Origin of the sequence: Bacillus alkalicellulosilyticus, from assembly GCF_002019795.1 — a bacterium.
In the GTDB taxonomy this organism is placed as follows: domain Bacteria; phylum Bacillota; class Bacilli; order Bacillales; family Bacillaceae_F; genus Bacillus_AO; species Bacillus_AO alkalicellulosilyticum.
This window is the reverse complement of record NZ_KV917381.1, coordinates 3,009,254-3,023,179: the sequence shown is the minus strand read 5'-3', so window position 1 is coordinate 3,023,179 and position 13,926 is coordinate 3,009,254. Positions and strand designations below refer to the sequence as shown.

The window sequence follows — 13,926 nt, the reverse complement described above, 5'->3', positions numbered from 1 at the left end:
AATGACTGGCATTTGAGTAACTAAAGTCTTATCGAACAGAAGCGTACCGGAAAGCCGGAGCGGAGTCCGAAAAAAGGCAGATATCGGACAGGAGCCGAAAGGAAAAGTCGAGGCAGTGTCCGATAAAAATGATGTATCGGACAAAAGCCTCCCACAAAACACGTAGAATAAAATCATAACTTCAAAAGAACATACAAAGCACCAGTTCCCGATATACGATCACATTAATCTACACGTCTAAAACAAAAAGACGCTGGGACAAAACTAATTAATTCATTCTGAATGGCTTCACTCGCCACAAAACCCGTTGTGAGAAAAACCACTCACAACGGGTTTTAAAAGATGGTGGCGGTTTCGCTCATTGCTAAGAGGGTGAGACAAAAGGTAAAAAAAACAACATTTTGTCTCACCCTCTTATATTAATGAATGGTTCTGAAGACACCGATGACTTTACCTAAAACAGAGACGTTTCTAAGAATGATAGGCTCCATTGACGAATTTTCAGGTTGGAGTCTGAAGTAATCTTTTTCTTTGAAAAACCGTTTTACAGTCGCTTCATTTTCTTCAGTCATCGCAACTATAATATCTCCGTTATTGGCGGTTGCTTGTTGACGAACGTAAACCATATCTCCATCATAAATACCAGCCTCTATCATACTATCACCTTGAATTACTAGAACAAACACATTCTCGCTTGTCCCAAGATGTTCAGGAAGAGGAATGTATTCTTCTACATTCTCGATAGCTGTAATAGGGTTACCTGCTGTTACTTTACCAATTACAGGTGCATATGAAGTACGTCCTTCAGCAATAATGGGGTGAGTAGGTGTAGTATCCTCATTATCCATGATTTCAATGGCCCTTGGTTTAGTAGGGTCTCTACGAATATATCCTTTTTCTTCTAAACGTGATAGATGTCCATGAACAGTGGAACTTGAGGCAAGGCCTACAGCTTCACCAATTTCTCGAACAGAGGGCGGATATCCTTTTGCTCGAACTTCAGATTTAATATAATTTAAGATTTCCTGTTGCCGTTTTGATATTTTTGTCATCGGAATCACCTCAAAGGTTCTATATATTATCCAAAGTATACCATGGCAATATCAAATATGCAAACATAGGTTCTAATTTTACAGTTGACTAGAATGTGTGTTCGTGTTTTAATGAAAGTACGAACAAACATTCTATGAGGTGAATATATATGAAAACTTTATCAAAACAAGAAATTGGAATTGTAACAGCTTTTATTTTATCTATTTTATTTGTATGTGTCATGAACTATTCAGCAACTGACCGTTTTGTAACAAACGAAACAGATAGTGTTGAAGAGGAAATGACTATCCATATTGAACATGAAATGCAATACGCAAGTAGATGAATGTAGTTATTTATTGCCGTGTAAGTACAGAGAAACAAGAACAAAGCTCATCTTTATCACGGCAAAAGGATGAATTGCTAGAGTTAGCTAGAAATTACAATTATCGAGTTGTAGAGATTATTGAAGAACGAAAAAGTGGCTATGATTTTAATCGAGATGGGATGATCCAAGTCCTTGAATTACTTTCAAGTCATCAAGCAGATGCTGTTCTTGTTCAAGATGACACGAGATTAGGTAGAGGGAACACGAAGATAGCACTCCTACATCAAATTTTGAAAATGGATAAAAAGGTAATCACATCAATGACGGGTAATGTATTAGTACCTTCTGAGATTGATGCAATGCTTCTAGAAATCGTAACAATTGTTGAAGAACACCAGAGAAAACTTCATAATATGAAAATAAAAAAAGGAATGGATAAAGCCATAAGAGCAGGCTATCGTCCTCAGAAAAATTTAAAACATAGCCAAGCTGGCGGAAGAAAGAAAACAGAACTTCCAATAGAGGAAATTGTTAGACTTCGCCAGAAAAAGCTGACCTTTCATGAAATTGCAACTGTATTAGCGGGTTTAGGGTATAAAGCATCAAAGGCTACAGTTAATCGAAGGTATTTAGAGTATATTGAAGATGAAAAACAGAACGGTTGAAATGACTACATAGTTCGTGTACATTTAGGGAAACATGTCAAGGAGTGAAATCATGTTATCCAAAGAAAAAATAAAAAGAATAAACGAATTATCAAAGAAATCAAAAGAAACCGGATTATCATCAGAAGAAGCTAATGAACAAAAGGCATTAAGGCTGGAGTATATTCAGTCTTTTCGTAGTTCCTTTAATAATCAACTACATTCGATTAAAGTTGTTGATGAAAAAGGAGAAGACGTTACACCGGAAAAGTTAAAAGTGAGTAAAGCAAGTAAAGGACGTCTAAAGCACTAAATTTACTTTTACATTGGGAGAACTTGCCTTTATAGGCTTGTACAAACAATAAAGAAAGTATATGATTGAAAATGAGGTATTTTTTATACGTAGAAAGGGTGACAAGCGTTGACAACACAAGAACAACAATTAGCAATTAATACGATTCGAACGCTAGCAATCGATAGTATTGAAAAAGCAAATTCAGGACATCCAGGGATGCCGATGGGTGCGGCTCCAATGGCTTTTGCATTATGGACAAAGTTTATGAATCACAACCCAAAAAATCCAGAATGGTTTAATCGTGACCGTTTTATCTTATCTGCAGGTCATGGTTCAATGCTATTATATAGCTTACTTCATCTAACTGGTTATGACTTATCATTGGAGGATTTACAAAACTTCCGTCAATGGGGAAGTAAAACTCCTGGACATCCAGAGTTTGGTCATACTCCAGGGGTAGAAGCTACGACAGGTCCACTTGGACAAGGTATCGCAATGGCTGTTGGTTTTGCTATGGCTGAAAGACACTTAGCTAGTACTTATAATAAAGACAACTTCCCAATCGTTGATCATTATACATACAGCATTTGTGGTGATGGTGACCTAATGGAAGGTGTTTCTCATGAAGCGGCATCTCTAGCAGGGCATTTGAAACTAGGAAGATTAGTCGTTCTATATGATTCAAATGATATTTCTTTAGATGGAGACCTTGATTTATCATTTTCAGAAAATGTAGAACAACGATATAAAGCGTATGGATGGCAAGTAATCCGTGTTGAGCAAGGAAATGACGTTGAAGAGATTTCAAAAGCTCTTGAAGCAGCTAAAGCGGATGACCGTCCAACATTAATTGAAATTAAAACAACAATTGGATATGGTTCTCCTAACAAATCAGGAAAATCAGCTTCACATGGTTCTCCACTAGGTTCTGATGAAGTAAAATTAACAAAAGAAGCGTATGCATGGTCTTATGAGAATGAATTCCATATTCCTGAAGAAGCTTCTAAGTTGTTTGCTGAAGTCCAACAAAATGGACAACAACAAGAAAATGAGTGGAATGAACTTTTTGCTAAGTATGAACAAGAGTACCCAGAATTAGCAAAACAATTTGCAACGGCTGTTAAAGGAGAACTTCCTGAAGGTTGGGATAAAGACGCTCCTGTGTATGAAACAGGAAAAGGCGTAGCAACTCGATCAGCTTCTGGAGATGCGATTAACGCATTTGCTCCACATATTCCTCAACTAATTGGGGGGTCAGCTGACCTTGCTGGATCCAATAAAACGTTAATGAATAACGAATCTAACTACAATCGTGATGATTATAGTGGCCGTAACTTATGGTTTGGGGTTCGTGAGTTTGCAATGGGTGCTGCCGTTAATGGTATGGCATTACATGGTGGATTAAAAGTATTCGGAGCAACATTCTTTGTATTCTCTGATTACTTACGCCCAGCTGTTCGTTTGTCTGCACTTATGAACTTACCAGTTATTTTTGTCTTTACACATGACAGTATTGCTGTTGGTGAAGATGGACCAACTCATGAGCCAGTTGAGCAATTGGCATCATTCCGTGCAATGCCAGGTCTTTCTGTTATCCGACCTGGGGATGGCAATGAAACAATTGCTGCTTGGAAGGTAGCACTTGAAAGTAAGGATACGCCAACTTTACTAGTGTTAACACGTCAAGATTTAAAAACAATTGCGGGAACAGCTGAAAATGCATATGAAGGCGTTCAAAAAGGTGCCTATGTTGTTTCTAAAGCAAATGGTAAAGTAGATGCTCTTCTGTTAGCTTCGGGTTCTGAAGTTCCTCTAGCTGTGGAAGCTCAACAAGTACTTGAAAAAGACGGAATCCATGCTCAAGTTGTTTCTATGCCTAGCTGGGACCGTTTTGAGAAGCAATCTGCAGAATATAAGGAAAGCGTGATTCCAAGCCATGTTAAAGCTCGTCTTGGTATTGAAATGGGATCTTCTCTTGGTTGGAGCAAGTATATAGGTGACCATGGTGATGTCATTGCGATTGACACATTTGGTGCATCCGCTCCTGGAGAGAAAATCATGGATGAGTATGGCTTCAGCGTAGAAAATGTAGTAGCCAAACTTAAAGTTCTATTAGAGAAGTAAAGTAAGGCATATAGTGCTAAACAAAAACCCTGTAAACATTAGTTTACAGGGTTTTGTTGTAGACTCGTAATAATAGCAAAAGAAAATTCGACAAAACTAGTGTATCCTTTCTCCACTAACAGACAGTCATTTCTCGTAGATTATATTATACTTGATAAAAATATGGTCATGGGGGATGTTACATGAGACAATATGACATCTATTTGATGGAGGAAGAGATTGCACGTCAGTATTTTGGTCAAGAATCAAAGCTATTTCATCTGTTTTTAGAACAAAAAAATGGACGAGCCCAAAATGTCGAAGTTATTAACAAACAAATTGACTTTATCACACAACCCATATCAACATTACAGTTACAACAAATATTAACGTCAACCTTTAGACATAACACATATCATCGCGAGTTTCAGAACAGCCACTACTTAAGCATAAAACATCCTTATAGTGAAGCTGAGCTAACGTTGAATCCAAACCATCTGAAGCTTGTAAGTACTGGTGAGTACGAAGCGGAAACGTTGTTTTTTGAAGCGCTACGAAAGTATGACCCATACTTTTATGCGATTGAAAGCACGCAGTTTCGGTACGGCTGGTTAAATCCAATTAAACAATTTAAACTGATTTAACCAAGTTTACCTAAAAAAACATAATTAGACTTTTAATAAAGTAATGGTTACGATATAATAAATTGGATTGTATGTCGCAACTTTTATAGTATTGAAGGAGGAAATTAAACGCATGTGGACACCTTGGACGTTTTTATGGGTATTCTTAGCTTTGCTTGCTGGTGTGGCTCTTGGATTCTTTATTGCTCGAAAAACAATGATGAACTACTTAAAGAAAAACCCACCTATTAATGAGCAAATGCTTCGTATGATGATGATGCAAATGGGACAAAACCCGTCTCAAAAGAAAATCAATCAGATGATGAAAGCAATGCAAAAACAACAAAAATAAATCTAATAAGATGGACAAGCACCTCTAATAGTAGAGGTGTTTTTTGATCGTTTTATTAATGTACTATAATAAAAATAAAAAAGTACGACATTCCTTTTTTATCATAAAAGGCTATCGTACTTTGGCTTTGTCCTTTTTATTCTTTTGAAAGTTGGCATAAAGGTTTAAAAGCTTGTCCAGTTCTTGACTACGTTGTAGTGATACTTCGGAACTTAACCCATGTTGTAGACCATACTCAATTAGTTCTATTCTCTTTTCTTCAATTGCCGCTAGCAACTCTTTTTCCACTTTAATTTGCTCCCTTTATTTCATACTAGCATCTATTTAAAATTATACAAAAAAATGGATATATCTACAAGGATGTTTTTTAGAATAATTTTAAAAAATGTTTAAAAAAGTAAATATTTATTGCATTAAATACCCTATAGGGGTATTATAAAAGAAAGGAAGGTGTTGCCTTGATGGAAAAGTTACCTATTGATTTAACTCCAGTTGGGAGTAGTATTGGAAAATCAAAAGAGGAAAAAGCACAAATTCTTAATCGGTTGAAACGAATTGAAGGTCAGGTTCGTGGTATTCAAAAAATGGTAGATGACGAAAGGTATTGCGTTGATGTCCTGATTCAGTTGTCAGCTGTTAATGCAGCGCTTAAAAAAGTAGGGTTTTCTTTATTAGAAAATCATACGAAAGGCTGTGTCGTTCAAGCCATTCAATCCAACGATGGTGATGCGGCAATTGAGGAATTAATGAAAGTGATCCATCAATTTACTAAATCCTAGGGGGGATAAACATGAAAAAAGTTCAAGTCCCTATTAAAGGCATGACATGTGCAGCTTGCTCTACAAGAATTGAGAAAGTACTTAATAAACTTGAAGGTGTTGAGGCATCTGTTAATTTACCGCTAGAGAAGGCTTCCATTCAAGTGAACGAACAAATAAGTTTGAATGGAATCGTTGAAAAGATAACAGATACTGGCTATGCTGTACCGATAGAAGAAGCACAACTAGATATAAAGGGAATGACATGTGCAGCGTGTTCGTCACGAATAGAAAAAGTGGTGAGTCGGCTAGATGGAGTCCGTTCTATCGATGTGAACCTACCACTTGAGAAAGGGAAAGTCACCTTCTATGAAGGAATAACAGATATTGATACCGTAATACAAAAAATAAACGACGCTGGTTTTCAGGCAACTGTCATTGTAGATGATAAGGTAATTGAACATAAATCAGAAGATAATTTTAAACAACGACTTCGATTTTTAGTAGCGCTTGTCTTATCCGTCCCATTGCTAATCACGATGATTGACCATTTCGTAACTGCTAGAATGATACTTCCGCATTGGCTGATGAATGGGTACCTGCAATGGGCCTTAGCAACACCTATTCAATTTTATGCGGGCTGGACTTTTTATAAGGGTGCTTACCATGCGTTAAAAAATAAAGGTGCGAACATGGATGTATTGGTTGCAATGGGTACATCAGCTGCTTACTTTTATTCCGTATGGCTTGTGCTCCAAGGAGAAGTGTATTTATTTTTTGAGACAAGTGCAATTATCATTACGCTAGTATTGCTTGGGAAATTGCTTGAGGCTAGAGCTAAAGGGAAGACATCTGAAGCGATCCGAACGTTAATTGGTCTTCAAGCCAAAAAGGCAACAGCGATAATTGACGGTCAGGAAGTAGAACTAGAGATTGAAGAAGTCCAAACAGGAGATACGCTTATCGTAAAGCCTGGAGAGAAAATACCTGTAGATGGCGAGATTTTAACAGGGTATTCCAGTGTTGACGAATCAATGGTTACAGGAGAAAGCATACCAGTTGACCGAGGTGTAGGTGACAGTGTGATAGGGTCAACACTGAATAAGCATGGTTCATTCACGATGACGGCAACTCGAGTAGGGAAAAATTCAACATTATCACAAATTATAAAAATTGTTGAAGAAGCACAAACTCAAAAAGCGCCGATTCAAAGGCTTGTTGATAAAATATCTGGTGTATTCGTTCCAACTTCTGTCGCAATAGCTACATTATCTTTTGTTGTTTGGTACTTTTTATTAGGTGCTAGTTTTCAGGAAGCCCTTATTAATTTTACAGCTGTATTAGTCATCGCTTGTCCATGTGCACTTGGATTAGCTACTCCAACATCCATTATGGTAGGTACAGGAAGAGGGGCTAGTCAAGGAATTCTTTTTAAAGGTGGAGAACAATTAGAAATTGCACATCGGGCAAATACGATATTATTTGATAAAACAGGGACATTAACAAAAGGGGAGCCGGCTCTTACAGATGTCATTGAATTGGATTCTGTCAATCAAGAAGAGATTTTACTCCTCGCCGCTTCACTTGAAAAACAGTCAGAACATCCGCTTGGTCAAGCAATTGTTACAGCGGCAAGGGGAAAAGAACTTATTCAACCGGAACAATTTGAAGCGATACCTGGAAGGGGTATAAAAGGGACGCTTAATTCAGAAATGGTACTTGTAGGAACGAGGCGATTACTGCAAGAACATAATATTGATATCGCTCCTTTTGAAGACACGCTTCAACAGCTTGAGGAACATGGAAAAACCGCGATGTATGTGGCACTTGAAAACACTGCCATTGGTATTATAGCTGTCTCTGACCAAATTAAAGATACGGCCAAAGAAACGGTTAACATGCTTCGAGAGCAAGGCTTTGAAATTATTCTCATAACAGGAGATAATAAACGTACGGCTGAAGCCATTGCAAAGCAGGTTGGGATATCAACTGTGTTTTATGAAGTACTGCCAGAAGATAAAGCAAATCATGTCCAACGCCTTAAAGACAGTGGCAAAAAAGTAATAATGGTGGGAGATGGCATTAATGACGCTCCGGCTCTTGCTCTTGCCGATGTTGGAATTGCAATAGGGTCAGGTACAGATGTAGCGATTGAAGCAGCTGATATTACGTTACTTAACGATGATTTACGGTCAGTAGCTCAAGCCATTCACTTAAGTAAACTAACGATGAGAAATATAAAACAAAATTTATTTTGGGCTTTTATCTATAACTCAATTGGTTTACCAATTGCTGCAGTTGGCTTATTAGCACCTTGGATTGCAGGTGCTGCTATGGCATTTAGTTCGGTGTCAGTTGTCGGAAATGCGCTACGATTAAAAAGAATGAAATAGGAGGAAAGTAACATGAAAACAGAGGTAATTAAAGTAGAAGGTATGAATTGTGATCATTGCGTCCGTGCGGTAGAAGGAGGACTAACAAAGATAAAAGGAGTAGACCGTGCACTTGTTAGCTTAGCAGACAAACAAGTATCAGTTGAATTTGATGAAGCTAAAGTTACAGTTCAACAATTAGAAAGTAAAATTGAAGACTTAGGCTATGACGTGTTGAAATAACATATATCTGGCTTACTTTCAAAGTAACAGGGACAAAAGGGAGGTATACCTTTTGTCCCTGTTTCGGTAACGGGTTAGATTAACTTTAGTTCTTCTTATTCTTAGCGAATCATTGCCTAGCTTGTCTATTAGTGGTATCGTATGAATAGGAATGGTGAAAGGAGTGAACAACAACAAGATGTCAGAATCATTCATTCTATTGGGTACAACCGTAGCCGCCGCATGCATGGCCACATTGGCTATCATTATTCGTCTAAGAGCAATCAAAAAACCGGCGACTGTCAAAAAAATCATTATTCCTCCGATTGCGATGTCTACTGGTTTCTTAATGTTTTTATATGAGCCAGCAAGGCCAGCACCACTTCAAGTGATTGAAGCCGTGTCGGTAGGACTACTTTTCTCAATCCTTTTAATTAAAACATCCACTTTTGAAATAAAGGAAAACCAAATCTATTTAAAACGCTCAAAAGCTTTTGTGTTTATTCTCGTAGGGCTTTTACTAGCAAGGATTCTCTTTAAACTAATCATTGGTGATTCGATTAATATAGAAGAGCTGAGTGGAATGTTCTTTTTGCTTGCCTATGGCATGATTATTCCATGGAGAATCATGATGTACCGAGAATTTAAAAAGGTGGAGCAACAACTCAAACAAACTCAAACCAAACCAATAATTCCAGCAGAAACATAAAAAAGGATTGTCCCATCAGGTTATTAACCTTGGAGGACAATCCTTTTTGTTCTAGGTTATTCTAGGTAGAGAACTGGCTTCACACATACAAATCCAACATAGAACCCCACTTGGGCTTTATGAGATGCTAGTGGCTTCGCTCAGTAATATAAATAAGGGACCAGCTAGTGGGTCTATTTAAACAAATATTGATAGGGTGTGACGTCTATTTGTTTTTCTTTTAGTTTTTTTAATAAGAATTTATGGTCTCGTTTAGGCGTTGCGACAATATATCCGCGAATGAGTAATTCTTCCGTAATGGTTTCTGCCCCTTCTTCCATAGCAATTTCACCAATTTTACCTGCGATTTTTTCACGGGCAACATCTCGAAATAGACTCGGTACTGGTTCGACAAGCTCCTCTAACAATGCTTTTTTTTCATTAGACCACAAATGTATTGTTTTTTGGATGTAATGATCTTGCCAATCTAAAATCGACTTCCCATCTTCTTTTGGTAGTCGCTTTAAGAATTTACGAAACATGAAATACCCACCAATAAACATGACGGTAATTAAAAATATAGACCAAAGTACAATAAACCACATAAACCATGTAGACATACTAGCCACCTCAACATCCACTTAAAAACTAACTTTTATCTTATCATAGTCGAGCTAATTGGAAAAGTATTTAACCAAGCTTTATAATTTGGTATAGTAAGAAACAGTGAGTGAGGTGATAAAGATGTTAACCTATATAATTAGTTATGGTGTTCATTTGTTAGCGGCGGTGTTATTCTTTTTGTTGTTGCCACTACCGATGTTAATTAGAGGGACAGAGCCAGAAGGACCAGAGAAGGTAGCGAAATTACTTTCAATTTATAAAATCATTATATTTCTAGCCCATGGTGCGTTAATTATAGCGCTCATCACAGGACTATTGATGAATTTTAACCTACTGTCATTTTGGATGGTTGGAGTGATTCTCGTTTGGGTTGGAATTGGAGCCTATCTCGGACTGACTGCCAAGTACATACGAATTACGTTAGAAGCGATTGCGAACAAAGTGTCTTATGAGGAATCTTTGCAAAAAGTAAAAACATTTAGCTTTTTCTTAATGCTAGGTGTAGTTGCGATGTTCATGTTGAAATACATTCCGATATTTATCGGATAATAAAGAGGCCGGAACCAAAGGGGAAAACCTTTGTTCCGGCTTCTTTTATCATTATAGAACGTATGCTGAACCTACGATAACAAGTAGGATAAACAACACCACGATTAACGCAAAACCGCTACCGAAACCACCTGTTGTTGGTGTGCCACAGAAACTCATATTGGAAACCTCCTTTTGAGTTGCTTTCATATTCCATGATAAGCCTTTTAACAAGGTAAGGAATAAATCCTTACCTTATATCTTGCATTCTATTATCGAACATATGCTGAACCGATAATAACTAGCAAGATGAACAACACTAGAATTAGTGGAAATCCACCGATGCCTGGTGCGTAGTGACCCATAATGGAAAACCTCCTTTTTGAGTTGCTACACTATAATACTATGTATAACCTTCAAAAGTGGTTGGGCGGTTATCCTTGTTTTGCAAAAAAAGTTATCAGCCTAGACCTCTTTTCTTTTTCCATTGCGGATTCTGCGGATACAGTAAGCAATGTTTGCAATCATTAAGATGCCGACAAAGGCAGAAATCGTTGGACTAGCTAAATCAGCAACTCGAAGATAAACAGTTAGAAGTAATACAAAGATGCTAATGATAATAATAATTTTATTCATGGTTCGTCACCTCGCAATTTATAATGCTTTAAGTATACCATTTAAGGCCATGTATAGAGCCTATCGTGGCAATTTGTATATAAACAGTATAAACAGCCCGTACTTTTGTTGTATAATATAAGGTAGCTAAATAGAGTGTAACTTCTTAAAAAGGTGAAAGAGAGTGAGAACATATGGGCCGTAAATGGAACAATATTAAAGAAAAAAAGGCATCAAAGGATGCGAATACAAGTCGAATTTATGCTAAGTTTGGGCGAAAGATTTATGTCGCTGCCAAACAAGGTGAACCCAACCCAGAATCAAATATTGCGTTACGCGACGTTCTCGAACGAGCAAAAACATACAGTGTACCTAAAGCAATTATTGAACGCGCCATTGATAAAGCAAAAGGCGGTTCAGATGAAGTGTTTGATGAACTTCGTTATGAGGGGTTTGGACCGAATGGTTCTATGGTGATTGTTGATGCCTTAACGAATAATGTAAACCGCACAGCTGCTGAAGTTCGTGCTGCATTTAGTAAAAATGGTGGGAACATGGGTGTCAGTGGCTCGGTTGCTTATATGTTTGATGCAACGGCTGTCATTGGAGTGGAAGGGAAAACAGCAGAAGATGTTCTTGAATTATTAATGGAAGCAGACCTTGATGTCCGCGATATTATTGAAGAGGGTGACTCTGTTATCGTCTACGCAGAGCCAGAACAATTTCATGCCGTGCAAGAAGCGTTTAGACAAGCGGGGATAAGTGACTTTACAGTGGCTGAGTTATCAATGCTAGCCCAAAGTGACGTAACACTGCCTGAAGATGCACAAGCAAAGTTTGAAAAAATGATTGATGCCATTGAAGATTTAGAAGACGTACAACAAGTGTTTCACAACGTAGACTTAGGAGAGTAACTTAACAAGGGGCCTGGACAAAAGTTTCTTACTTTTTTGTTCTGGCCCCATTTTTATTTTACTTTAGCCGACCGGATTCATTATTGAATCCATTTAAACAATCCAATACCCAGCATCTTCAACCGCTTTTCGCATATGAGAAACATCGGTCTCTGATTCCTGGTAGACAACATCTACTGTGTTGTGTGCTAAATCTCCTTTCGCTTGCATAACTCCTTGTACACCTTCCAATGCTCTTTCAACCGTATTTATACAATGCCCACAACTCATTCGTTCCACTTGTAATGTAATGTTCTTCAAATGAATCACCTCGGTGTCGTTTGCATTAGTTTTGGACCACGTCGATTTATTATTCTAGTTGGTTTCAATATTTTATGGAAAAAATTAAATCTTTTGGGCAACATATAAAAAGGTTTCTAATTTATTGTAACGGTAAGATTTAGGAGGATAACATGAGAAGGATAATATCAGGCTCAATTGTCTCTTATAGCCAATATGGACATTTGAAAATCCCAAAAGAAGTAAAAACAAAATGTCCAATGTGCACTAAAAATGGTCGTTTCACACTTAAAGTGAATTACCAGGCAAACCGTGTTGGATTATTTTCTGAAGGGATTTGCTCAGAATGTAAAGAATTGTCCTCATTTGTTATTATGTTTACGGACTATTTAGGAAATACAAGTGAGCAAGCTGAATTATATATATATGACCAGCGCCACCCTTTGCAGCAAATTGAAAATGATACAGTAATTCCAGACGATTTAATAAGAGCATATCGGTCCGCAATAAACGTACAGCAATCCAAAGACAATTCAGCTACAGCTGTAATGTCTAAACGAGTGCTTGAAGGTGTGATTAAACACTTTCAGAGTGAACCAAAGCAGGGAAATCATTTAGCCGAACAGCTAGAACAGCTTCCAAAACATGTGGACTTTACAAAACCAATCGTAACACTTAGTCAAATGGTAAAGCCAGGGAGTCATTTAAACAAAATATTAGAACTTGAGCATGAGCTAGATGAGGACATGGCAGAATTATTAGTGGATTTACTTGGTGGGTTGATGGAATATCTATACATCCTTCCTTCCAAGATGGAAACGATTCATCAACAAATGAACCAACGTTTTTAAATGGTGTCATTACATGTAAAACAACTATTTTCCTTGGTCTCTCGGCGTATTGCCTCACCGGCCGGTATGATTTTGCTTATACTATAGAAACCGGAGACAATAAGGTGGGAGTTGGATGGCAACCGAAAGTGAAAGACTGTTAGTTGGCGCGTGGCTTGATGCTGTAGGGACCTCACTTTCAGCTATCGCGGAAACTCGTGAGTTGGTCGGATTAAACGAGTTGAATAATCGGTTAGTAGCAATAGGGGAAGGCTTGCAGGCAGTCGGAACATTACTTATCGGAACGGTTACTACCGATGACGCGCTTAATTTCACCGGGAATTGGATAGATGGAGCGGGAGCCGCAGCTTCTTCACTTGGGTCCTATTTACAAGACCAAGATGAAGAAAATGGCGAAAGAAACATTCGTCTTGAAATGTTTGGTGATTTCCTACAATCGATGGGGGCATCAATAAGTGCAGTAGCTGATTATCAGGCTGGAGAAATAGAGTATGCAAAAGGAAATGCACTTCAAGGAGTAGGCGCAGCTTTAGAAGTAATTGGTACCGAGCTAGACTTAAAAGAAAGAGTGGAAGGTCAACCACTTATTACGATCGGAGCGATTCTTCAAGCGATTGGTTCAAATACCAATGCACTTGTTGCTACAAGAGAATATCAGGAAGAAGCCGGTACCTGAAACTCTATCTAACACAATTGTT

21 protein-coding genes are annotated in these 13,926 nt (G+C 37.9%); 14 read left to right on the top strand and 7 right to left on the bottom strand.

Annotation, left to right across the window (positions count from 1 at the left end; translation table 11 throughout):
- Positions 1 to 419: 419 nt before the first annotated feature.
- Positions 420 to 1,052 (bottom strand): transcriptional repressor LexA, encoded by a 633-nt coding sequence (gene lexA, locus BK585_RS15195; RefSeq protein WP_078554516.1) that lies wholly within the window; start codon positions 1,050 to 1,052, stop codon positions 420 to 422.
- Positions 1,053 to 1,201: 149 nt separating this feature from the next.
- Here lexA and BK585_RS24130 point away from each other — a divergent pair, with 149 nt between their 5' ends.
- The 6 genes from BK585_RS24130 (at position 1,202) to BK585_RS15170 (ending at position 5,377) form a co-directional block, all read left to right on the top strand.
- Positions 1,202 to 1,378, top strand: a complete 177-nt coding sequence (locus BK585_RS24130; protein ID WP_170885619.1) for a hypothetical protein — start codon at positions 1,202 to 1,204, stop codon at positions 1,376 to 1,378.
- Positions 1,375 to 2,025, top strand: a complete 651-nt coding sequence (locus tag BK585_RS15190) for a YneB family resolvase-like protein (RefSeq protein ID WP_078554514.1) — start codon at positions 1,375 to 1,377, stop codon at positions 2,023 to 2,025. Before BK585_RS24130 ends, BK585_RS15190 begins: the two co-directional genes overlap by 4 nt.
- 52 nt (positions 2,026 to 2,077) lie before the next feature.
- Entirely contained in the window at positions 2,078 to 2,317 is a 240-nt protein-coding gene (locus tag BK585_RS15185) for a DUF896 domain-containing protein (RefSeq protein WP_078554512.1), read from the top strand.
- 108 nt (positions 2,318 to 2,425) lie between these two features.
- Complete coding sequence (gene tkt, locus BK585_RS15180) at positions 2,426 to 4,423, top strand: transketolase (protein ID WP_078554510.1); 1,998 nt, start codon at positions 2,426 to 2,428, stop codon at positions 4,421 to 4,423.
- A gap of 182 nt (positions 4,424 to 4,605) precedes the next feature.
- Entirely contained in the window at positions 4,606 to 5,046 is a 441-nt protein-coding gene (gene sirA / locus BK585_RS15175) for a sporulation inhibitor of replication protein SirA (RefSeq protein WP_078554508.1), read from the top strand.
- A gap of 112 nt (positions 5,047 to 5,158) precedes the next feature.
- On the top strand, positions 5,159 to 5,377 hold the full coding sequence (locus BK585_RS15170; protein WP_078554505.1) for a YneF family protein: 219 nt from the start codon (positions 5,159 to 5,161) through the stop codon (positions 5,375 to 5,377).
- 111 nt (positions 5,378 to 5,488) lie between these two features.
- Here BK585_RS15170 and BK585_RS15165 read toward each other — a convergent pair whose 3' ends face one another.
- Positions 5,489 to 5,665, bottom strand: coding sequence for an aspartyl-phosphate phosphatase Spo0E family protein (locus BK585_RS15165; RefSeq protein ID WP_078554503.1), 177 nt, complete (start codon positions 5,663 to 5,665; stop codon positions 5,489 to 5,491).
- Between the two features lie 173 nt (positions 5,666 to 5,838).
- On the opposite strand from BK585_RS15165, the gene BK585_RS15160 reads away from it, so the two are divergent.
- The 4 genes from BK585_RS15160 (at position 5,839) to BK585_RS15145 (ending at position 9,438) form a co-directional block, all read left to right on the top strand.
- Positions 5,839 to 6,156 (top strand): metal-sensitive transcriptional regulator, encoded by a 318-nt coding sequence (locus tag BK585_RS15160; RefSeq protein WP_078554501.1) that lies wholly within the window; start codon positions 5,839 to 5,841, stop codon positions 6,154 to 6,156.
- 11 nt (positions 6,157 to 6,167) lie between these two features.
- Positions 6,168 to 8,528: a heavy metal translocating P-type ATPase gene (locus BK585_RS15155; RefSeq protein WP_139367575.1), complete on the top strand. Its 2,361-nt coding sequence runs from the start codon at positions 6,168 to 6,170 to the stop codon at positions 8,526 to 8,528.
- 12 nt (positions 8,529 to 8,540) lie between these two features.
- A complete protein-coding gene (locus BK585_RS15150; protein ID WP_078554497.1) occupies positions 8,541 to 8,750 on the top strand; it encodes a copper ion binding protein in 210 nt (69 codons plus the stop codon).
- Positions 8,751 to 8,928: 178 nt separating this feature from the next.
- Entirely contained in the window at positions 8,929 to 9,438 is a 510-nt protein-coding gene (locus tag BK585_RS15145; RefSeq protein WP_078554495.1) for a CcdC family protein, read from the top strand.
- Between the two features lie 173 nt (positions 9,439 to 9,611).
- On the opposite strand, the gene BK585_RS15140 is transcribed toward BK585_RS15145, so the two are convergent.
- The gene (locus BK585_RS15140) at positions 9,612 to 10,037 is read right to left on the bottom strand and encodes a DUF2621 family protein (protein WP_078554493.1); all 426 of its coding nucleotides are present in this window, start codon (positions 10,035 to 10,037) and stop codon (positions 9,612 to 9,614) included.
- Positions 10,038 to 10,161: 124 nt separating this feature from the next.
- Between BK585_RS15140 and BK585_RS15135 the strand changes: the two genes are divergently transcribed.
- On the top strand, positions 10,162 to 10,590 hold the full coding sequence (locus tag BK585_RS15135) for a hypothetical protein (RefSeq protein WP_078554491.1): 429 nt from the start codon (positions 10,162 to 10,164) through the stop codon (positions 10,588 to 10,590).
- 51 nt (positions 10,591 to 10,641) lie between these two features.
- On the opposite strand, the gene BK585_RS15130 is transcribed toward BK585_RS15135, so the two are convergent.
- The 3 genes from BK585_RS15130 to BK585_RS24125 form a co-directional block, all read right to left on the bottom strand.
- Positions 10,642 to 10,749 carry a YjcZ family sporulation protein gene (locus BK585_RS15130; protein WP_139367574.1) on the bottom strand — a complete coding sequence of 36 codons (108 nt, stop codon included), beginning with the start codon at positions 10,747 to 10,749 and terminating at the stop codon, positions 10,642 to 10,644.
- A gap of 92 nt (positions 10,750 to 10,841) precedes the next feature.
- Positions 10,842 to 10,934: a YjcZ family sporulation protein gene (locus BK585_RS15125; protein ID WP_078554487.1), complete on the bottom strand. Its 93-nt coding sequence runs from the start codon at positions 10,932 to 10,934 to the stop codon at positions 10,842 to 10,844.
- A 100-nt stretch (positions 10,935 to 11,034) separates the two neighbouring features.
- Positions 11,035 to 11,205, bottom strand: a complete 171-nt coding sequence (locus tag BK585_RS24125; RefSeq protein WP_170885618.1) for a hypothetical protein — start codon at positions 11,203 to 11,205, stop codon at positions 11,035 to 11,037.
- Between the two features lie 173 nt (positions 11,206 to 11,378).
- Between BK585_RS24125 and BK585_RS15120 the strand changes: the two genes are divergently transcribed.
- On the top strand, positions 11,379 to 12,098 hold the full coding sequence (locus tag BK585_RS15120) for a YebC/PmpR family DNA-binding transcriptional regulator (protein ID WP_078554485.1): 720 nt from the start codon (positions 11,379 to 11,381) through the stop codon (positions 12,096 to 12,098).
- Positions 12,099 to 12,191: 93 nt separating this feature from the next.
- Here BK585_RS15120 and BK585_RS15115 read toward each other — a convergent pair whose 3' ends face one another.
- Positions 12,192 to 12,398 (bottom strand): heavy-metal-associated domain-containing protein, encoded by a 207-nt coding sequence (locus tag BK585_RS15115; RefSeq protein WP_078554484.1) that lies wholly within the window; start codon positions 12,396 to 12,398, stop codon positions 12,192 to 12,194.
- 152 nt (positions 12,399 to 12,550) lie between these two features.
- On the opposite strand from BK585_RS15115, the gene BK585_RS15110 reads away from it, so the two are divergent.
- Positions 12,551 to 13,228: a hypothetical protein gene (locus BK585_RS15110; protein WP_078554482.1), complete on the top strand. Its 678-nt coding sequence runs from the start codon at positions 12,551 to 12,553 to the stop codon at positions 13,226 to 13,228.
- Positions 13,229 to 13,343: 115 nt separating this feature from the next.
- The gene (locus tag BK585_RS15105; protein WP_078554480.1) at positions 13,344 to 13,904 is read left to right on the top strand and encodes a DUF6944 family repetitive protein; all 561 of its coding nucleotides are present in this window, start codon (positions 13,344 to 13,346) and stop codon (positions 13,902 to 13,904) included.
- Positions 13,905 to 13,926: the final 22 nt, after the last annotated feature.